Raw genomic sequence first — 19,909 nt, 5'->3', positions numbered from 1 at the left:
GTCGGCGGCGGGGCCCGTCCAGGCCGCGGGCAGCCGGGGTCGGCCCACCGCGTGACCGAAGGCGCCGACCGACGCGGTGAGCTCCCGGGCCGGCCCGACGAGCGCGGCGGGACCGGCCGGGGCGCTCACGGGCCGAAGGAGGCCGCCAGCGCCTCCTCCGCGGCCCGCTGGTCGTCGACCCCCTCCGCGAGGGCCTCGCCCAGCTCCTGCGCCGCGGCGGCCCACTCGGCGGCGTCGGCGCGCCACGTCGCCGCGAGCGCGGTCGCCTGCGCCGCGGTCCGGCTCCCGGGCACCGCCCGCGCCAGGGCGTGCAGGCCCTCGACCATCGACCGGGCCGCCGTCTCGGCCTCGCCGATCGCGGCCTCGATGTCCTCCACCGCACCGAGGACCGCGTCGGTGGGCAGGATGAATCCGTTGCTCATGCCCCGTGGACGCTCCCGGCCCCGGGCCGGCTCCGTCGCCGGGCCGCCCTGGGGACAACCCGGGGCGGTACTACCGGTGGGGACGGGGCACTGGTCCGTCCGTCCGAAGGGAGCTCCCGTGACCGGCCGCCGCCGTGGCCCGACCCGCGCCGAGCTGGAGGCGGCCCGCGACCGCCTCCTGCCCGACGTCCTGCCCGGGCCCGACGGGCCCCCGCTGCGGGTGCTGTTCTCCGGGATCAACCCGGGCCTGGTCTCCGCGTTCACCGGGCACCACTTCGCCCGGCCGGGGAACCGCTTCTGGCCCGCCCTGCACGCGTCCGGGTTCACGCCCCGGCTCCTCGCGCCGTCCGAGCAGCACCTGCTGCCCGCGCTCGGCCTCGGGATCACCAACGTCGCCCCGAGGGCCACCGCCCGCGCGGACGAGCTCGCCGACGACGAGCTGGTCGCCGGCGGCCGGCGCCTGGTCGAGCTGGTGCACGCGACGACGCCGGCGTGGCTCGCGGTCGTCGGGGTGGTCGCCTACCGCACCGCCTTCGGCGCGCCGAAGGCCGTCGTCGGGAAGCAGGAGGCGACGATCGGCCCGACGAGGGTCTGGGTGCTCCCCAACCCGAGCGGCCTGAACGCCCACTACACGCCGTCCACCCTGGCCGCCGAGTTCGCCGCCCTGCACGCATGCGCATCCGGCGACCTCTCCGATTGACGGTGGCACCGGTCACAGGCAGTGTGATCACCCACGGGGGGTCGGTCCCGTTCGGTAGACGCGGAGGTCTGCAAGTGGCCAGTGGTGACATCAAGGTCAGTGTTCTCGATTGCGGTGCGATGACCGCCGATCTGACGTGGCTGCTCCTGCAGCCGGGCCGGTCGATCAAGCCCCGCCAGCAGAAGGACTCCCCGGCCGAGTGGGTCGACGTGCCGACGCACTGCGTCCTCGTCGAGACCCCCGACGGGACCCTGCTGTGGGACACCAGCTGCCCCAGCGACTGGGAGGAGCGGTGGGGGCCCACGGGGCTCAACGACTTCTTCCCCTACGACAAGGTGTCCGACGACGAGTACCTCGACAAGCGGCTCGAGCAGCTCGGGATCGGCACCAACCAGATCGACTACGTGGTGCTCTCGCACCTGCACTTCGACCACTGCGGCAACGCGAACCTGTTCAAGGACTCCAGCGCGAAGCTCGTGTGCTCGGACAAGGAGAAGGAGTTCGCGTTCGGCTTCGACGGGCCGTTCACGGGCGCGCACCTCAAGTCCGACTACGAGAACCTGAACTGGGAGACGGTCTCGGGCGACACCGAGTTCCTCCCCGGCGTCACGCTCCTGCAGACCCCCGGGCACACGCCGGGCACGATGTCGATGCAGGTCGACCTCCCCGACACCGGCACGATGATCTTCACCTCTGACGCGGTGTACATGGGCGCGAGCTACGGCCCGCCGCCCGTCCCCGCGGCGATCGTCAACAACCTCGAGTCGTGGTTCTCCTCGGTGGAGAAGGTCCGCGACGTCGCGGAGCGCACCAACGCGACCGTGGTGTTCGGCCACGACGCCGACCAGATCCACGAGCTCAAGACCGTCTCGAACGGAGGCCACTACACGTGACCGTCCCCCCCGTCCCCACCGAGGAGTCCGTCTTCACGTGGGGTGCCCCGCCGCTGAAGTTCGGCGCCGGAGCCTGCGACGAGATCGGCTTCGACCTCTCGCAGTACGGCGCGAAGCGGATCCTCCTGATCACCGACCCGGGCATGCAGCAGACCGGCCTGCCCGACCGGATCGCCGACCAGATCCGCCGCTACGACATGACCGTCGAGATCTTCGACGGCGTGCACGTCGAGCCGACCGACGACTCGATGAACAAGGCCATCGGCTACGCCACCACGCAGGGCCCGTGGGACGGGTTCGTCGCGGTCGGCGGCGGGTCGGCGATCGACACCGCGAAGGCCGTCAACCTGCTCACCACGTTCCCCGGTGAGCTGATGGACTACATCAACAAGCCGGTCGGCAACGCCCAGGTGCCGCCGGGGGCCCTCAAGCCCCTCATCGCGGTCCCGACGACCGCCGGCACCGGATCCGAGTCCACCGCCATGTGCGTGCTCGACGTCCTGTCGCTGCGGGTGAAGACCGGGATCAGCCACTGGCGGCTGCGCCCGACCCTCGCCGTCGTCGACCCCCTGCTGACGATGACCCTCCCCCCGGAGGTCACCGCCGCCTCGGGCATGGACATCGTCTGCCACGCGCTGGAGAGCTACACGGCGCGCTGGTACACCTCGTTCGACCGCAAGCAGCCCGAGCAGCGGGTGACCTACTGCGGCTCGAACCCGGTGTCGGACCTGTGGTGCGAGAAGTCGATGTCGCTGCTCGCGAGGTCGTTCCGCACGGCCGTCCACCGCGGCGCCGACGACGTCGACGCCCGCATGGACATGATGATGGCCGCGACGTTCGCAGGAATGGGCTTCGGCAACTCCGGGGTGCACATCCCGCACGCGAACGCCTACCCCATCGCCGGGCAGGTCAAGGACTTCCACCCGGCCGGCTACCCGTCGGACGAGGCGATGGTCCCGCACGGGATGTCGGTGTCGCTGACGGCGCCGGAGGCCTTCCGGTTCTCGTTCGAGTCGGCGCCCGACCGGCACATGGCCGCCGCGCGGATGCTCGGGCCGGACGCCGAGACGCAGAACGACGCGTCGGAGCAGCTCCCGCACGTGGTCACCGAGCTGATGCGCGACATCGGGATCCCGAACGGGATCGGCGAGGTCGGGTTCGACGAGTCGGACATCCCCGACCTCGTCGACGGCACCATGAAGCAGCAGCGGCTGCTCGCGACGTGCCCGAAGACGCCGACCGAGGACGACATCGCCGGCATCTTCGCCAGGTCGATCTCCAACTGGTAGAGGTGCCTACGGCCTGTGAGCACGTCATCCGTGTCCGGACACGGATGACGTGCTCACAGGCCCCGACGTCAGGAGGGGCACCTCGTGCCGATCTACGACTACCGCTGTGACTGCGGGCTGCGCTTCGAGCGGCTCGTGGGCCGCGACGCCCCCGCGCCGGCCTGCCCCGAGTGCGGCGGCGACTCGCGCAAGGTGCCGTCGCGTCCCGCGCTGCACGGCAAGGCCGACCCCGGCCTGTCCCGTGAGCAGATGCCGCAGACCTGGCGCGGGGTCTACAACGGCAACCCCGAGTACATCGCCTCCATGCGCAAGCAGTGGGAGCGCCGCCAGCGCCTCGAGGAGAAGCACCCCGAGCTGGCCGGCGACACGCGGCCCGTGATCGCGCACGAGGGCCGCTACGAGCAGGTCCCGCTGCGCGCCGGCGAGCCGATGCTCAAGCCCGGACCCGATTCCTCGTCGGGCCACGGCCACGGCCACGGGCACGGCCACTCGCACGCCCCGTCGCCGACCCCGCCGGCGGCGCCGAAGCCCACCCCGCCGTCCGGGTAGGACGACGGTCGACCCGGGAGCGTGGCGTGAGCCACACTCCCGGGCGTGGACTTCGACCAGGCACGCGAGACCTTCCTCCAGCCGCGGGCCGGGGCCACCGCCCCGGCGACCGACACCCCGGCCCTGCGGCTGCGCCACGTGCTCGAGCCGTTGGCGATGGTCCACCTGTGGAGCGCCCCCGCCCACGTCCACCTCGCGAAGGCCGGTCTGCACTTCCTCACCGGCTACGTGGGCGGGCGCGCCTGCACGCTCGGCGACGTCTCGCCGGGCGTCGTCGCCGCCACCTTCGCGGTCTTCGAGCCGGGCCTGGCCGCCGACCTCTGGCGCCAGGCGCGCGACGTCGCCACCGTCGAGGAGCTGCGCGACGTCCGAGTGCTCTGCGGCGGCGAGGGCATGCGGGCGGCGCTGGAGGGCGTCGACGTCGCGGAGATCGGGCGCGTGACCCGGGTCCTGCGCGAGGCCCTCGACGCCGGCGGGCCCGGCGAGCTCGCCGGTCGCCCCCTCTACGCGAGCCTGCGCGACCAGCCCTGGCCGCACGACCCGCACGCGGGCCTCTGGCACGTCGCCTCGCTCTACCGGGAGCACCGCGGCGACGCCCACCTCGGCGCGTGCGTGGCGGCCGGGGTCGACGGGCTGGAGGCCAACGTCCTCACCGAGCTGCGCGCGGGCTTCGACCTCTACGAGTACACCGGCACCCGCGGCTGGTCGCCCGGGGCGATGGACGCCGCCTCCGCGCGCCTCGCGGCCCGCGGGCTCGTCGCCGACGGGGCCCTGACCACGGCGGGGCGCGAGCAGCGCGACGCGATCGAGGCCGCCACCGACCTGGCCCAGCACCGCGTGCTCACCGCGCTCGGTGCCGACCTCGACGACCTCGTCGGGACGCTCGGCGGGTGGGCCGACCGCGTCGTCGCCGCCGGCTGGTTCCCGCCCGACCCCCTCAAGCGCGCCGCGGGCTGAACCGGGTAGACACCTCGTCGTGAGCCCCACCGAGACCCCGGCCCGACGGCTGCGCGACGCGATCGAACCGGTCGCGATGGTGCACGTGCACTCCGAGGAGGCCCGCGAGCAGTACGAGGCGATCGGGCTCGACCGTTTCACCGGCTACGTCCTGGGCCGCGCCGGGACCCTCGGCCTGCCGCCGACGCCGCTGGTCCTCGCCACCTTCGGCGTCTTCGAGCCCGACATGCTGTCCGGGGTCTACGAGGGCGGCCTGACCACGGCCACCGTGCCCGACGTGCTGGCCGCGAAGCAGGCGGGCGCCCTGCGCTGCCTGCACCGCGTGCTCGGCGAGCCGGGCCGGGACGTCGAGGAGGTGGTCACCGTCCTGCGGGGCGGGCTCGACGGGGCGCCGTCGATCGGCAAGCCGCTCTTCGCCGGCCTCTCCGCCCTCGACTGGCCGGGCGACGCGTGGGGCCGCCTGTGGCACGCCACGAACCTCCTGCGCGAGTTCCGCGGCGACGCCCACCTCGCGGCGCTCGTCGCGCACGGCATCGGGGCGCTGGAGTCGAACCTGCTGACCGAGGCCCTCGTCGGGATCGACCTGCGCCGCTACACGCGCACCCGGTCGTGGCCCGAGGCCGCCATCGACGCCGCGGTCGACGACCTCGTCGACCGCGCCCTCCTCGCGCGCGACGGCACGCTCACCACGCGGGGGGCCGCCGTGCGCCACGACATCGAGGACGCCACCGAGGCCGTGCTCGACGACGTCCTTGAGGGCATGGAGCACGGCCTCGACCTCGTCGTCGAGCGGTGCACCGTGTGGTCGCGGGCGCTCCGGGAGGCCGGGGCGTTCCCCGACGACGACGGCAAGCTGCAGGCCGGCTAGCCGTCCTGCCCGGACGGCTGGCGGCGCAGGGCCCGCCACCGGTTCAGGGCGAACGGCACCGCGACCAGCCCCATGAGCACGCCGCCGACCAGCGCGGAGCCGGGCAGGCCGAAGAACACCAGGTGGGCGAGCACCGACGAGGCGTAGACCCACAGGTAGAGCGCGCTCGCCGGGGCGGAGACCGGCTCGGCGCCGACGCCCCGGTGGTGCCCGGCCCCGCGCTCGTGCCCGGGCCGCAGCGCCGCGTGCAGGGCGCCGACGACGAGGAGCGACACCAGCAGCCAGCCGAGGTAGTTCGTCAGCGGGATGCCGGGCACCAGCGGCAGCCCCGGCTCGGGGTCGAACCAGACCCAGTGGCCGGCACCGACCATCTGCGGGTCGAGGAAGAGGTCCCAGGCGGCGAGCGCCAGCGCGCCCACGACGACCACCGAGACCCCCCGGGCGGCCAGTGCGCGCCCCACCACGAGGGCGGGCCAGGCCATCATCGCCCAGGCCAGCGGCACCACGAGGGGGACGCCGAGCACCTCCGGGCCGAGGGTGCCGGTGTAGGCGTACGACCCGAACGGCACCCCGGTGGCGAGCCCGACGGCCTCGGCCACCAGCCCGCCCCCGCCCGCGATCCCGACGAGGCACAGGCCGCCGCGCGGGCCGTGCACGCGCACCACGTCGGCGAGCGCCGCGAGGAAGAACACGACGACGCTCAGGACCGTGACGATGGTGTCGAGCGCGTCGGGCATGAGCGGATAGACGATCTGCACGAACACCGCGGCACCCACGAGCGCCCAGGTCGGGCGCGTCGATGCCACGGTCCTGCGGGTGAGGGTCACCTGCACCGGGAAACCTCCGGGAGTCGCGGACGCACTGCCACGACCTGGAGGGGTCCACTTCTGCGGTGCCGTCAGGGCGTGCCTACTGTTGCCCGGGTGCCCGCCGCACGCCCGCTTGCACCCCTCCGCACCCTCGTGATGTCCGGCTCCTCGCTCGCCGTCCTCGGAACGGCCCACCAGGTGGTGAACCGGACGGTCCTGCGCCGGCCGCCCACGTCCCCGCCGCCGGTCGCGGCGCCCGTCTCGATCCTGGTGCCGGCCCGCGACGAGGCCCACCGGATCGCCCCGACGCTGCGCTCGCTGCTCGCCCAGCGGGGTCTCGACGACGCCGAGATCCTGGTGCTCGACGACCGGTCCTCCGACGGGACGGCCGAGGTCGCCCGGCGGGCCGGGGAGGGGGATCCGCGCCTGCGGGTGCTCCCCGGGCGGACCCCGCCGCCGGGGGCGCTCGGCAAGCCGCACGCGTGCGGGCAGCTCACCGCGGCGGCCCGCGGGGAGATCCTCGTCTTCGTCGACGCCGACGTCGTCCTGGCCCCCGACGCCGTCGCGGCCGCCGTGGCGGTGCTCCGCGGGCCGGAGCCGCTCGCCCTGCTGTGTCCCTGGCCCCGCCAGGTGGTGGCGGGGCCCCTCGCGCGCCTGGTGCAGCCGCTGCTGGCGTGGTCGTGGCTCACGACGCTGCCCCTGCGGGTGGCCGAGCGCAGCGGCCGGTCGTCGATGGCGCTCGCGAACGGGCAGTTCCTCCTCGTCGAGGCCGGGGCCCTCGCCCGGGCCGGCGGGTGGGACGCGGTGCGGGGAGCGGTGCTCGACGACATCGCGCTGGCCCGCGCCGTGCGCCGCAGCGGGGGGCGCACCGGGGTCGCCGACGGCTCCGCGCTCGCCTCCTGCCGGATGTACGACTCGGGCCGCGACCTGCACGACGGCTACCGGAAGTCGCTGTGGGCGGCGTTCGGCTCCCCCCTCGGGTCGGTCGGCGTCGCCGCCGCGCTGCTGCTGGTCTACGTGGTGCCGCCCGTCGCGGCGCTCTCCGGCTCCCGCGTCGGGGCGACCGGCTACGCGGCCGCCGTCGCCGGGCGCCTGCTGGCGTCGCGGTTCTGCGCCGCGCCAACCCGCTGGGACGCCGCGGCGCACCCCGTGTCGGTGCTCGCGATGGTCGGCCTGCTGGTCTCGTCGTGGGTGGGGCGCCTGCGGGGCACGCTGCAGTGGAAGGGCCGGTCCCTGTGACCGGGCGGGCGCGGCGACGGGGGGACGGATGAGCCGGGTCGTCGTGGTGGGCGCCGGGCTCGGGGGGCTCGCCACGGCCGCCCGGCTCGCGGCGGCCGGCCACGAGGTCGAGGTCCACGAGCAGGCCGCGGTCGCGGGCGGCAAGCTCGGCCTCGTCGAGCGCGACGGCTTCGCCTTCGACACCGGGCCCTCGCTGCTGACGATGCCCGGGCTGCTCGACGAGCTCCTCGCCGCCACGGGCGGTCCGGCCGACCTGCCCGTCGAGCCGGTCGACCCGGCCTGCGACTACACCTTCGCCGACGGCACCCGGCTCGCCATGCCGCACGACCCGGCCCGGGTGCCCGCCGCGCTCGACGACGCCCTGGGCCCGGGCGCCGGGGCGGCCTGGTCCCGGCTGCACGCCCGGTCGCGGCACCTGTGGGACCTCGTCGGGCGCGACGTGCTCCGCAGACCGCTGACCCTCGCCTCGCTGGTCCGGATGAGCATCCGCCCGGCCGACCTGCGCGCCGTCGCCCCCTGGCGCACCGTCCGCGGTGTCGCGCGCCGCCTGCTGCCCGACCCGCGGCTGCGGACGTGGCTCGAGCGCTACGCCACCTACTCCGGGTCCGACCCGCGGCGCACCCCCGCGGTGCTGACGGTGACCGCCTTCGTCGAGCAGGAGTTCGGCGCGTGGTGGGTGCCCGGCGGGCTCCGCCGGATCGTCGACGCCCTGCTCGGACGGTGTGTCGAGCTCGGCGTCGTCGTGCACCTGTCCTCGCCGGTGGAGGAGGTGCTCGTCGAGGACGGCCGCGTCGTCGGGGTGCGGGTCGGCGGGCGCCGCGTGCCGGCCGACGTCGTGGTCTGCAACGCCGACGCCGCGCAGCTCTACGGGCGCCTGCTGCCCGACGACGCCGCTCCCCGGATGCGCCGTCGGCTGCGGCGCACGGCCCCGTCGAGCGCCGGCTTCGTCCTGCTCCTCGGGCTCTCCGGCCGCGAGCCCGGCGCCGCGCACCGCGTGTTCTTCCCCGCCGACTACGACGCGGAGTTCGACGCCGTGTTCGGGCGCCGCCCGCACCCGGTGGCCGACCCGACCGTCTACGTGCACGCCCCCGACGACCCGGCGCTACGTCCCGACGACGAGTCCGAGGGCTGGTTCGTGCTGGTCAACGCCCCGGTGCACGACCCGGCGCGGGGCGTCGACTGGGACGCGCCGGGCCTGCGGGAGCGCTACGCCGAGCAGGTGCTCGACGTCCTCGCCGCCCGCGGCGCCGACGTCCGGCCCCGGCTGCGCTTCGTCGAGATCCTCACCCCGGCCGACCTGGAGCGGCGGACGCTCTCGCCCGGTGGCGCGATCTACGGCACCGCCTCGCACGGCCCGCGCGCGGCGCTGCGCCGCCCCGCCAACGCGAGCGGCATCCCCGGGCTCTACCTCGTCGGGGGCTCGGCGCACCCCGGCGGCGGCATCCCGCTGGTGCTGATGTCGGCGGAGATCGTCGCCGGGCTCATCGGCCCGGCGGGAGATCCGGCGGGAGGTCCGGCGGGAGATCCGGCAGGGCGTCCGGCGGCGGGTCCGGCGGGAAATCCGCCGGCACCGAGCGGACCAGCCCGACCAGCAGCTGCAGAAGCCCCACCGCCGCCACCCCCGCCCACGTGACGACGAAGGTGGTGCCCCAACCCCACCCCGGGCCGGGGACACCGGCGGGGAGCACGGCCGCGCCGACGGTCGGCAGCGCCACCAGGATGATCCGCGTCGGGCGCTCGGCCACCGTCACCGCGCCCACCCCGGGCATGCCGACCGCCTGGGCGCGGGCCCGCGCGTACTCGTGCAGCAGCGTCGCGGCCGCCACCGCCACCGCCCAGCCCGGCGGGGCCCCGAGCGCCACCAGCACCGCGAGGAGCAGGAGGTCGCCGAGCCGGTCGCACACCGCATCGACGACCGCCCCGAGCGGGCGGGCCCGGCCGGTCGCCAGCGCGACGGCCCCGTCGAGCCCGTCGAGCACCCCCGCCAGCACGACGAGCACCGCGGCCACCGCCGTGCCCGGGCGCCCGGTGCCCGTGAGCGCCCACGCCCCGACCAGCACGAGGACCCCGGCGAGCGACAGCACGTCGGGCGGCACCCGCCGGACCGGGCGCACCAGGGCCCGCACCAGCCGCAGCCACCCCCGCACCACCGGCGAGGGCCGGATGCCGCCGTGCAGCGCCGACCACGCGGCGTCGTCCGACGGGTCCCCGTCCGACACGTCCCCGCCTGGCATGTCCTCACTGTCCCAGCGCCGTCGGCGCGGTGTCGTGTGAGAGGGCCGGCGACCGACCGGGGACCATGGTGACCGTGACGAACGCACGGCGGGCCCGGGCTCGCGGCCTGGCCTCCGAGGTCGGGCGCACGTTTCCCGGCAGCGACGTGGCGCTGTGGGCCGCCGGCGCGACGTACTTCGGCATCGTCGGGCTGGTCCCGCTCGCGCTGGCGTCGCTGTGGGCGGTGGGCCGCATCGTCGGCGGCGAGGCCCTGACGAACGCGATGGACGCGGCGATCGTCGGGCTGCCCGGTGGGCACGGCACCCCGCAGGCGCTGCGCACGCTGACCAGCACCGCGCTGGGCATGTCCTGGATCCAGGCGCTCGTCGTGCTGTTCCCGGCCAGCCTCTACGGCGAGGGGCTGCGTCGGGCGTTCCTGCAGCTCTCCGAGGCGCGCGACCGGCTCACCGGGTGGCGTGGCCGCGCCGGGCTGCTCGGCGTGGCCGCCGTCGCCCCGTTCCTGGTGCTCGCCGTGCTCGCGGTCGCGCCGACGGTCGGCCCGCTCTACGCGGCCGGGGGCTGGTCGCTGGTGCTGGGCATCGTCATCGCGTTCCACGTGGTGTTCGCGACCGTCTCGCTGGCGCTCGTCGCGCTGTTCCGGTTCGTCGCCCCCGGCAAGCTCGGGTGGCGGGCGCTGCTGATCGGCGGGTTCGCGTCCGGCTCGGTCCTGGCGGGCTTCCTGCAGGGCTTCGTGCTCTTCCTCGCCATCCCCGTCGAGTGGTCGGCGCCCTTCGGCGGCCTGCCGATCGTCGGCGCGGTGACCGCGCTGGGCCTCTGGCTCTACCTGCTGCACCTGCTCGTGCTCGCGGGCTACCGGGCCACTGTGGTGATCGACGCGGCCCTCTCCCGCGGCCACCGCGCCTGAGCCGGGGCGCGGGAGGGAATCCTGGGCCCATGAAGGCTGCCGTCTACCGCCGTACCGGACCCGCCGCCGAGGTCCTCTCCGTCGAGGACCTCGAGACCCCCGAGCCGGGGCCGGGCCAGGTCCGCGTCCGCATCACGCGCTCCGCGATCAACCCCACCGACTGGAAGAGCCGCGCCGGGCTGACCGGTGGCGAGCCCGACGACTTCCAGGTCCCGCACCAGGACGGCGCGGGCGTCGTCGACGCCGTCGGCGACGGGGTCACCGACCGGGAGGTCGGGCAGCGCGTGTGGCTCTACCTCTCCGCCTTCGGCAACCGCTACGGCACGGCCGCGGAGTACAGCGTGGTCCCGGCCGAGCGGGCGGTCCCCCTTCCCGACGAGGCCTCGGACGACCTGGGGGCGTGCCTGGGCGTCCCCGCGGTCACGGCCGCGCACTGCCTCGGCGGCGACCCGTCGGCGCTCGAGGGCGCGACGGTGCTGGTGGCCGGCGGCGCGGGCGCGGTCGGGCACTTCGCGATCGGGCTGGCCAAGCACGCGGGCGCCCGGGTCGTCACCACCGTGAGCTCCGAGGAGAAGGGCGAGCTCGCCCGGGCCGCCGGCGCCGACCTCGTCGTGAACTACCGCGAGGAGGGCGCGATCGAGCGCGTCCGCGGGTTCGCCGAGCGCGTCGACCGCATCGTCGAGGTGGCGCTGGGCGCGAACATCGAGCTCGACCTCGCCGTCAGCGACAACACGACGATCGCCGTCTACGCCAACGAGCCCCACGACCCGGCCCTCCCGACGCGGCGGCTGATGGTCACCAACACGACCGTGCAGTACGTCCTGCTCTACAACATCACGGCCGCCGCGATGGCCGCGGACGTCGCCTGGGTGCGCGGCGCGGTGGCCTCCGGGGCCCTCCGTCCGCTGCCCTCGACCCCCTTCGGACTCGACGACGTCGTCGCTGCTCAGGAGGCGGTGGAGAACGGCGCAGTCGGGAAGGTCATGCTTGTGCCCTGACCCGGGGAGCGGACGCCCCCCGGGAGGACACGTCGTCGATCATCCCTGGGAGGCCGTCCGTGGCCAGTCGTTCCGATCGCTTCGAGGTGCTGCCCGACGTCATGCTCGCCTGGAACCCGACGCCCGAGCCCGAGGACGACGCGGCGTGGGTCCGCTCGTCCGGCGAGCGCTGGGACCTGGACGGGGAGCGCACCGGGTCGCGCATCGCGTGGAAGCTCGCCGTCTCGCACTCGCGTGAGAAGCGCGTGGGCCCGGGCACCGTCGGGTGGGTCCAGGAGTGGACCGGCCGCGGCCGGATCGCCGCCGTGGTCGCCTTCGACAGCAACCCGTACTCGCGCACCGGACCCACCAACGAGGTCGAGTGGTACGCCGAGGGCGTCATCGCGGTGATCCCCGAGGAGGACCGGGTGACCGCCGAGACGATCATGGCGCACCCCGACTGGAAGCCGAGCGCGCCCTACGTCGGTGCCCGCGGCCGCCAGTTCAAGGACGGGGCCCCGGTGGCGCCGGGCAACGCGGCGGTGCTGCGCGAGCTCCTCGACGAGGAGACCCGGCGCTGGCTCCCCCAGGGCGCTCGCGCCGGAGCCCGGTAGCAGGGACACCCTGTACGTGTGACCTGGCGTCACAGCTACCCGGGCGTTAACGTGTCCGGGTGCAGCACTACGACGTCCTGGTCATCGGGTCCGGCTTCGGCGGGAGCGTCTCGGCGCTGCGTCTGACCGAGAAGGGCTACCGGGTCGGGGTGCTCGAGGCGGGGCGCCGGTTCACGCCCGAGACCCTGCCCTCGACGTCGTGGGACGTGCGGAACTTCCTGTGGGCCCCCGCGCTCGGGTGCTACGGCATCCAGCGGATCCACCTGCTGCGCGACGTCGTGGTGCTCGCGGGTGCCGGGGTCGGCGGCGGGTCGCTGAACTACGCGAACACGCTCTACCAGCCCTCGTCGGACTCCTTCTACCGCGACCCGCAGTGGGCCGACATCACCGACTGGCGCAGCGAGCTCGACCCGTTCTACGAGCAGGCGCAACGGATGCTCGGCGTGGTCACGCAGCCGTCGGTGACGCCGTCGGACGAGGTCATGCGCCAGGTCGCGCGCGAGTGGGGCCGCGAGGACACCGTGACCCCGACGCAGGTCGGCGTCTACTTCGGCGAGGGTCCCGGCGTCACGGTGCCCGACCCGTTCTTCGGCGGCGCCGGCCCCGACCGCACCGGCTGTCTCGAGTGCGGCGAGTGCATGACGGGCTGCCGCCACGACGCCAAGAACACCCTCGACCGCAACTACCTCGGTCTCGCCGAGCGCGCGGGCGCGACGGTGCACCCGGAGACGACGGTGCTCTCCGTCCGCCCCCGGCCGTCCGGGGGCTACGAGGTGGTCACCCGCCCGACGCGGCGGCACCGGCGGCGGCGCGAGGTGTTCACCGCCGACGAGGTGATCTTCTCCGCCGGCACCTGGGGCACGCAGTCGCTGCTGCATCGCCTGCGCGACACCGGGGTGCTCCCCCGGATCTCCTCGCGGCTCGGGCACCTGACCCGGACGAACTCCGAGGCGCTGGTGGGCGCGATGTCGCGGAAGGCCTCGGAGCGGGGCGGGCCGCGCGACTTCACGCAGGGCGTCGCCATCACCTCGTCCTGGCACCCCGACGCCGACACCCACATCGAGCCCTGCCGCTACGGCTACGGCTCCAACGCGATGGGCCTGCTGACCACGCTGATGACCGACGGCGGCGGCCGCGTCCCCCGGGCCCTCAAGATCGCCGGGCAGGCGGTACGGCACCCGGGCCGGTTCGTGCGCTCGTTCGACAAGCGCCGCTGGTCGGAGCGGACCGTCATCGCGCTCGTCATGCAGTCGCTCGACAACTCGATCACCGTGCGCCGCCGCTTCGGCCGGCTCGTGTCCCGCCAGGGCCACGGCACTCCGAACCCGACGTGGATCCCCGCCGCCAACGCCACCACCCGACGCATGGCCGAGCTCATCGACGGCGACCCGGGCGGCACCTGGGGCGAGGCCGTGAACATGCCGATGACCGCCCACTTCATCGGCGGGTGCCCGATCGGGTCCACCCCCGAGTCGGGCGTGATCGACGCCTACCAGCGCCTCCACGGCCACCCCGGCCTCCACGTGGTCGACGGGTCGGCGCTCTCGGCGAACCTCGGGGTCAACCCCTCCCTGACGATCACCGCGCAGGCCGAGCGCGCGATGGCGTTCTGGCCGAACAAGGGCGAGACCGACCCGCGCCCGCCGGTGGGCGCGCCCTACGAGCGCCTGTCCCCGGTCGCGCCGGTGGCACCCGTGGTCCCGGCCGACGCCCCCGGGGCGCTGCGGACCGTGTCGCTGCCGATGCCGTCGGTCCCGCCGCGCGTGCCGGTCGCGGGGAGCTGAGCCGGGCGCCTCCCGTGGTGTCAGCGATGGCACGTCGCTGACACCGGACGTCAGTCAGGCGCCATCCTCGATCGCGCCACGCGCGCCGGCACCGACCCGATCGACGTCGTACCCGATACGGCCGGCCGACGACGAACCGCGCCGCCTTGCGTCCCGCACACGGCCGGGAGGCAGAGAACCCCGTCCCGGTCGCATTGCGCCACGCAACGCGACGACAGCCCCAAACGAGCCCGGCTGACCGTGTGCGCCGCACAACGCGACGAACGCCTGGACGAAGCCCGCGCCGGCCGTGTGCGTCGCGCACACGGTCAGCGCACCCGGAGCGTCGACGTGTCCACGCCGCAGCAGCCATGAGGGTCCACTCGGCCACACTCCGACGGGCGGCCGGGCCGGGCGACCCCGCTCCGGCACCTCGCCCACCGGGTGCCCCTGCGAGGCTGCACCCCGTGCCCGGCGACGTCCTGCTCCTGTCGAACTCCCGCCCGCCCGGCGGGGCGGTCCCCTTCGCACACGCCCGCGAGGTCCTCGCCGGGCACCTCGGCGACCGGACCGTGTGGTTCGTGCCCTACGCGCTCGCCGACCACGACGCGTACTTCGCCTGGGTGGCCGAGGCCCTCGGGGTCGACCTGCGCCCGCTGCACCGCGAGCCCGACCCGGCGGCCACCGCCGCGACCGCGGAGGCCGTGTTCGTCGGCGGCGGCAACACCTTCCGGCTGCTCCACGACGTCCGCCGGCTCGGGATCCTCGACGCCCTGCGGTCGAACGACGCCTCCCGCTACACGGGCAGCTCGGCCGGGACGAACCTCGCCCAACCGGCGATCCACACCACCAACGACATGCCGATCGTCGACCCGGGCGGCCTCGACGCCCTCGCCCGCGTCCCGTTCCACGTGAATCCGCACTACCTCGACCCCGACCCCGCGAGCACCCACCAGGGCGAGACCCGGGAGGAGCGCATCCACGAGTTCCACGAGATGAACCCCGGGCCGGTCGTCGGGCTCCGCGAGGGCGCCTGGCTGCACCGGACCGGGGACACGCTCGCCCTCGGCGGGAACACGGCGCGGCTGTTCCGGCGCGGGGAGGAGCCGGTCGAGCTCGCGGCGGGTACCGACCTGTCGTGGCTGATCTCCTCCTGACGAACGTCCTCCCGCGCGGGTTCGACGGACCGGTCGACGTCCGGGTCGCCGACGGCCGCATCGCGGAGATCGGACCGGAGATCGTCGTCGGAGGGGACGTCCCGACGATCGACGGCGGCCGCCGCCCGGTCCTCCCCGGCCTCGTCGAACCGCACCTGCACCTCGACAAGGCGATGCTCCTGGGCCCGGAAAGAAGCGAGCTCGCCGATAGGGGGACGCTGGAGGGCGCCGTCTCGGCCACGGCCGCGGCGAAGGAGAACTTCACCCACGACGACGTGGTGGCCCGCGCCGAGGACGTCCTGCGCCGCGCGGTCCGCCACGGCACCACGCTGGTGCGCACGCCCGTCGACGTCGACCCCACGGTCGGGCTGACGAGCATCGACGCCCTGCTCGAGGTGAAGGAGCGCTGGGCCGGGGTCGTCGAGCTGCAGGTCGTCGCGTTCCCGCAGGAGGGCATCGCCGCCCGGCCCGGGACGTACGACCTGCTCGTCGAGGCGATGCGCCGCGGTGCCGACGTGATCGGCGGCTGCAGCTACGCCGAGGACGACGTCGAGGGCTGCCGCGAGCACGTCCGCACCGTGTTCGACCTGGCCGAGCGCTTCGACGTCGACGTCGACGTGCACGCCGACTTCGCCCCCGGCCCGGGCGACCCGCGCCAGGACCTCGCGGAGCACGTCGCGGCCGTGACCGCGGAGCGCGGCTGGGGCGGGCGCACCACGATCGGGCACGTCACGACGATGGCCGGCCTTCCCGACGAGCGCCGGCGCCGGCTCGCCGGGACGCTCGCCGAGGCCGGGGTGGGCCTCGTCGTGCTGCCCCCGACCGACCTCTACCTGCAGGGGCGGGCCGCGCCGGTGGCCGAGCTGCTCGACGCCGGGGTGGCGACGGCACTCTCGAGCAACAACGTCCGCAACGCCTTCACCCCGTTCGGCACGGTCGACCTGCTCGACGTCACGATGCTCGCCGCGCACACCCAGCCCTTCGGCACCCCCGAGGGGCTCGACCGGCTGCTCGACCTGGCCACGAGCGGGGCCGCGGGGCTCCTCCGCGTGCCGGGCCACGACCTCGCGCCCGGCAGCCGCGCGGACCTCGTCGTGCTCGACGCCCCCGGCGCGGACCACCACACCGCCCTGCTCGACCGCGTGCCGCGGCGGTTCGTGATCAGCGCCGGGACCCTCGTCGCGGAGACCGTGACGACGGCGACCCTGCACGGGATCCGGACCGCAACCATGATGGAGGCATGACCACGGCACCGTCGCGCCCCGGAACCGCCGATGCAGCGTCCTCCCTGCTCGCCCAGGAGCTCGCCGGCGCCGTCCGCGGGGCGGTCCGGTTCGACACCGCCACCCGCGCGATGTGGTCGGCCGACTCCTCGAACTACCGTCACGTCCCGCTCGGGGTGGTCCAGCCCGTCGACGCCGACGACGTGGAGCGGGCCGTCGAGGTCACGCGCCGCCACGGGGTGCCGCTGCTGCCCCTGGGCGCCCGGACGAGCATCTGCGGCCAGTCGATCAACGAGGCCGTCGTCGTCGACTTCCACCGGCACATGAACCGGGTGCTCGACCTCGACCCGTCGTCGGGGACGGCGCGGGTGCAGCCCGGCACCGTGCTCGACGACCTCCGCGACGCCGGCCGCCCGCACGGGTTGACCTTCGGGCCCGACCCGTCGACCCACAACCGCTGCACGCTCGGCGGGATGATCGGCAACAACGCCTGCGGGTCGCACTCGGTGGCGTGGGGCAAGACCGTCGACAACGTCCGCGAGCTCGACGTCCTGCTCGCCGACGGCACCCGGATGCACGTCGGCGGCCCGATGGACGACGCCGCGCTCGACGCCGCGACGCGCCTGCCGGGCAGCGAGGGGCGCGTCTACCGCGACCTCGTGGCCCTGCGCGACCGCACCGCGGCCATGGTCCGCAAGGACACGCCCGACCTCACCCGTCGCGTGTCCGGCTACAACCTCGACCAGCTGCTGCCCGAGCACGGCTTCGACCTGGCGAAGGCGCTGGTCGGCACCGAGGGCACCTGCGTGACGATCCTGTCGGCGACCGTCGACATGGTCGAGAGCCCGCCGGTGCGGGCGCTCGCCGTCCTGGGCTTCGCCGACGCCTACGAGGCCGCCGACCACGTCGTCCCGATCCGCGACCACGCGCCGCTGACCATCGAGGGGATGGACGTCGGCGTGATCGGCGCGCTGCGCAGCGCCCGGCCCGACGACCGCACCCACGAGGCACTGCCCCGGGGCAAGGGCTGGCTCTACGTCGAGACCGGCGGCGCCACCCGCGACGAGGCCCACGCCAAGGCCGAGGCGATCGCGAAGGAGATGGCGTTCGCGACGGTCGAGTCGAAGGTCGTCAGCGACCCGAAGGCCATGCGGTCGCTGTGGAAGATCCGCGAGGACGGGTCGGGCATCGTCACGCGCGGCCCGGGCGGGGTCGAGGCCTGGCCGGGCTGGGAGGACGCGGCGGTGCAGCCCGCCAAGTTCGGCAGCTACCTGCGGGAGTTCGACTCGCTGCTCTCCAAGCACGGTCGCACCGGGGCCTACTACGGCCACTTCGGCGACGGCTGCCTGCACGTGCGCATCGACTTCGACCTGCTCTCCTCCGCGGGCCTGAAGAACTTCCGCGGCTTCCTCGAGGACGCGGCCGACCTCGCGGTCGAACACGGCGGCTCGCTGTCCGGCGAGCACGGTGACGGCCAGGCGCGCGCCGAGCTGCTGTCGCGGATGTACTCCCCCGGCATGCTGCAGGCGTTCGGCGACTTCAAGGCCGCCTGGGACCCCGACGGCCGGATGAACCCGAACCGCGTGGTCGACCCGCCGAAGATCGATTCCGACATCCGGGTGTTCCTCGGCCAGCCCACCCTGCGCGGGAACACCCAGCTCGACTTCGTCGACGACGGCGTGCCCGACGGCACCGGCCGCGGCGGCTTCCCCTCGGCCACCCGCCGTTGCATCGGGGTGGCGAAGTGCATCACCGCCTCCGGCGGCGTGATGTGCCCGAGCTACCGGGTCACCGGCGAGGAGAAGCACTCCACGCGCGGCCGCGCCCGGATGCTGTTCGAGATGGCCTCCGGTCAGCTCATGCCCGACGGCTGGCGCTCCACCGAGATGCTCGACGCGCTCGACCTGTGCCTGAGCTGCAAGGGCTGCGCCCGCGACTGCCCGGTGGGCGTCGACATGGCCACCTACAAGACCGAGTTCCTCGCCCAGCACTACGCGGGCCGCGCGAAGGACCGGCCGCGGTCGCACTGGTCGATGGGCTGGCTCCCGGCCTGGCTGGCGATCACCTCGAAGATCCCGGGTGCCCCGCGCATCGCCAACGCGCTCGCGAAGCGCCCCGCGCTGGCCTCGATCGCGAAGAAGGCGGGCGGCATCGCCCCGCAGCGCGACATCCCGTCGTTCGCGCCGAAGCCGCTGCGCCGGCTCATGGACGTCAAGCAGCGCGACGCCCGGCCCGACGTCGGCAACCGCATCCTGCTCTGGACCGACTCCTTCACCCCGGCCTTCGACCCCGAGCTGGCCCTCGACGCCATCGCCGTGCTCGAGGCCCTCGGCTACCGGGTGGAGCTCCCGCAGAAGATGGTCTGCTGCGGGCTCACCTGGGTCACCACGGGTCAGGTGTCGGTGGCGCAGAAGGTCATCGCCCGCTCGCTCGAGCGCATCCGGCCGTGGCTCGAGGACGGCGTGCCGATCGTGGGGCTGGAGCCCTCGTGCACCGCGGCGCTGCGCGGCGACTCGCTGAAGGTCCTGGGCCGCGACCACGACCTGGCCGGCATCGCGTCGCGCTCGATCCGCACGTTCGCCGAGGTGCTGGCCGACCACACCGACCAGCTCGCGGAGATGAGCGACGGCACCGAGCGCAAGGCCCTCGTCCAGATCCACTGCCACCAGTACGCCGAGCTCGGCACCGACGCCGACCGCGCGGTGATGTCCGCCCTCGGGATCACCGCCGACGTGCTCGACTCCGGGTGCTGCGGCCTGGCCGGCAACTTCGGGTTCGAGGACGGGCACTACGAGGTGTCGACGGCGTGCGCGGAGAGCGGGCTCATGCCCGCGGTGCGCGAGGCGTCGGCCGACACCACGGTGCTCGCCGACGGCTACTCGTGCCGCACCCAGATCCGCCAGCTCGAGAACGGCGGCCACGAGCCGACGCACCTCGCCCGCCTCGCGGCGCAGACGCTCGGACTCCGTGGCTAGACCGGGGCCGTTCCGGTGGGTCGCCTACGCCTACGGGGCGCGCCTGCCGGTGAGGTACTCCGACTGGGTCCTGCACGACCTGACGGCACGCACCTGGTTCCTGCGCCAGCTCGCACGGACCATGGTGCAGTGCCTGCCGGCGCTGCTGCTCCTGCTGCTGCCCGGACCCCTCGGGCTGCGCATCGCGCTCCCGCTGTTCGTCCTGGTGAGCGCGATGTTCATGGCCGCGATCTTCTCGCCGATGCTGCGGGAGAAGCGGCTCTACCAGCACGGGTTCATGCCGGAGATCGTCCTGGCGCGCGACGAGGACTGAGGACGCCCTCGTCGCCGGGGCC

Annotated in this window: 18 protein-coding genes and 1 pseudogene; 16 read left to right on the top strand and 3 right to left on the bottom strand. The window is 74.8% G+C overall.

Annotated elements, in window-relative coordinates:
• Positions 1 to 125: 125 nt before the first annotated feature.
• On the bottom strand, positions 126 to 422 hold the full coding sequence (locus ACFPBZ_RS23030; RefSeq protein WP_378038442.1) for a hypothetical protein: 297 nt from the start codon (positions 420 to 422) through the stop codon (positions 126 to 128).
• 118 nt (positions 423 to 540) lie between these two features.
• On the opposite strand from ACFPBZ_RS23030, the gene mug reads away from it, so the two are divergent.
• The 6 genes from mug (at position 541) to ACFPBZ_RS23000 (ending at position 5,678) form a co-directional block, all read left to right on the top strand.
• A complete protein-coding gene (gene mug / locus ACFPBZ_RS23025; protein WP_378038441.1) occupies positions 541 to 1,122 on the top strand; it encodes a G/U mismatch-specific DNA glycosylase in 582 nt (193 codons plus the stop codon).
• A gap of 119 nt (positions 1,123 to 1,241) precedes the next feature.
• Positions 1,242 to 2,015 carry an N-acyl homoserine lactonase family protein gene (locus ACFPBZ_RS23020; protein WP_378038440.1) on the top strand — a complete coding sequence of 258 codons (774 nt, stop codon included), beginning with the start codon at positions 1,242 to 1,244 and terminating at the stop codon, positions 2,013 to 2,015.
• Positions 2,012 to 3,304 (top strand): hydroxyacid-oxoacid transhydrogenase, encoded by a 1,293-nt coding sequence (locus ACFPBZ_RS23015; protein WP_378038439.1) that lies wholly within the window; start codon positions 2,012 to 2,014, stop codon positions 3,302 to 3,304. The genes ACFPBZ_RS23020 and ACFPBZ_RS23015 overlap by 4 nt, the downstream gene beginning before the upstream one ends.
• Before the next feature lie 84 nt (positions 3,305 to 3,388).
• The gene (locus tag ACFPBZ_RS23010; RefSeq protein WP_378038438.1) at positions 3,389 to 3,853 is read left to right on the top strand and encodes an FmdB family zinc ribbon protein; all 465 of its coding nucleotides are present in this window, start codon (positions 3,389 to 3,391) and stop codon (positions 3,851 to 3,853) included.
• A gap of 45 nt (positions 3,854 to 3,898) precedes the next feature.
• Entirely contained in the window at positions 3,899 to 4,810 is a 912-nt protein-coding gene (locus tag ACFPBZ_RS23005; RefSeq protein WP_378038437.1) for an SCO6745 family protein, read from the top strand.
• Positions 4,811 to 4,829: 19 nt separating this feature from the next.
• On the top strand, positions 4,830 to 5,678 hold the full coding sequence (locus ACFPBZ_RS23000; protein ID WP_378038436.1) for an SCO6745 family protein: 849 nt from the start codon (positions 4,830 to 4,832) through the stop codon (positions 5,676 to 5,678).
• Here the strand turns inward: ACFPBZ_RS23000 and ACFPBZ_RS22995 are convergent.
• A complete protein-coding gene (locus ACFPBZ_RS22995) occupies positions 5,675 to 6,484 on the bottom strand; it encodes a carotenoid biosynthesis protein (protein ID WP_378038435.1) in 810 nt (269 codons plus the stop codon). The genes ACFPBZ_RS23000 and ACFPBZ_RS22995 overlap by 4 nt on opposite strands.
• Before the next feature lie 117 nt (positions 6,485 to 6,601).
• On the opposite strand from ACFPBZ_RS22995, the gene ACFPBZ_RS22990 reads away from it, so the two are divergent.
• Complete coding sequence (locus tag ACFPBZ_RS22990; protein WP_378038434.1) at positions 6,602 to 7,726, top strand: glycosyltransferase family 2 protein; 1,125 nt, start codon at positions 6,602 to 6,604, stop codon at positions 7,724 to 7,726.
• A gap of 28 nt (positions 7,727 to 7,754) precedes the next feature.
• The gene (locus tag ACFPBZ_RS22985; RefSeq protein WP_378038433.1) at positions 7,755 to 9,359 is read left to right on the top strand and encodes a phytoene desaturase family protein; all 1,605 of its coding nucleotides are present in this window, start codon (positions 7,755 to 7,757) and stop codon (positions 9,357 to 9,359) included.
• Positions 9,360 to 9,381: 22 nt separating this feature from the next.
• On the opposite strand, the pseudogene ACFPBZ_RS22980 reads toward ACFPBZ_RS22985, so the two are convergent.
• Positions 9,382 to 9,960, bottom strand: a pseudogene (locus ACFPBZ_RS22980) (CDP-alcohol phosphatidyltransferase family protein); the annotation flags it as partial.
• A gap of 74 nt (positions 9,961 to 10,034) precedes the next feature.
• Here ACFPBZ_RS22980 and ACFPBZ_RS22975 point away from each other — a divergent pair.
• From ACFPBZ_RS22975 to ACFPBZ_RS22940, 8 genes are all read left to right on the top strand, one after another.
• Complete coding sequence (locus tag ACFPBZ_RS22975; RefSeq protein WP_378038432.1) at positions 10,035 to 10,865, top strand: YhjD/YihY/BrkB family envelope integrity protein; 831 nt, start codon at positions 10,035 to 10,037, stop codon at positions 10,863 to 10,865.
• A 29-nt stretch (positions 10,866 to 10,894) separates the two neighbouring features.
• Positions 10,895 to 11,863 carry an NADPH:quinone reductase gene (locus ACFPBZ_RS22970; RefSeq protein ID WP_378038431.1) on the top strand — a complete coding sequence of 323 codons (969 nt, stop codon included), beginning with the start codon at positions 10,895 to 10,897 and terminating at the stop codon, positions 11,861 to 11,863.
• 59 nt (positions 11,864 to 11,922) lie between these two features.
• Complete coding sequence (locus ACFPBZ_RS22965) at positions 11,923 to 12,456, top strand: hypothetical protein (RefSeq protein WP_378038430.1); 534 nt, start codon at positions 11,923 to 11,925, stop codon at positions 12,454 to 12,456.
• A 59-nt stretch (positions 12,457 to 12,515) separates the two neighbouring features.
• On the top strand, positions 12,516 to 14,240 hold the full coding sequence (locus ACFPBZ_RS22960; RefSeq protein ID WP_378038429.1) for a GMC oxidoreductase: 1,725 nt from the start codon (positions 12,516 to 12,518) through the stop codon (positions 14,238 to 14,240).
• 446 nt (positions 14,241 to 14,686) lie between these two features.
• The gene (gene pepE, locus ACFPBZ_RS22955) at positions 14,687 to 15,376 is read left to right on the top strand and encodes a dipeptidase PepE (RefSeq protein ID WP_378038428.1); all 690 of its coding nucleotides are present in this window, start codon (positions 14,687 to 14,689) and stop codon (positions 15,374 to 15,376) included.
• Positions 15,358 to 16,620: an amidohydrolase family protein gene (locus ACFPBZ_RS22950; protein ID WP_378038427.1), complete on the top strand. Its 1,263-nt coding sequence runs from the start codon at positions 15,358 to 15,360 to the stop codon at positions 16,618 to 16,620. Before pepE ends, ACFPBZ_RS22950 begins: the two co-directional genes overlap by 19 nt.
• Positions 16,617 to 19,574 (top strand): FAD-binding and (Fe-S)-binding domain-containing protein, encoded by a 2,958-nt coding sequence (locus tag ACFPBZ_RS22945; RefSeq protein WP_378038426.1) that lies wholly within the window; start codon positions 16,617 to 16,619, stop codon positions 19,572 to 19,574. Before ACFPBZ_RS22950 ends, ACFPBZ_RS22945 begins: the two co-directional genes overlap by 4 nt.
• Positions 19,567 to 19,887, top strand: coding sequence for a DUF5313 family protein (locus tag ACFPBZ_RS22940; RefSeq protein ID WP_378038425.1), 321 nt, complete (start codon positions 19,567 to 19,569; stop codon positions 19,885 to 19,887). Before ACFPBZ_RS22945 ends, ACFPBZ_RS22940 begins: the two co-directional genes overlap by 8 nt.
• Positions 19,888 to 19,909: the final 22 nt, after the last annotated feature.

This window comes from Actinomycetospora atypica (assembly GCF_042653685.1).
Classification (GTDB): Bacteria; Actinomycetota; Actinomycetes; order Mycobacteriales; family Pseudonocardiaceae; genus Actinomycetospora; species Actinomycetospora atypica.
Note: the sequence above shows the minus strand (reverse complement) of the source record. Positions and strands in the feature narration are given on the sequence as shown.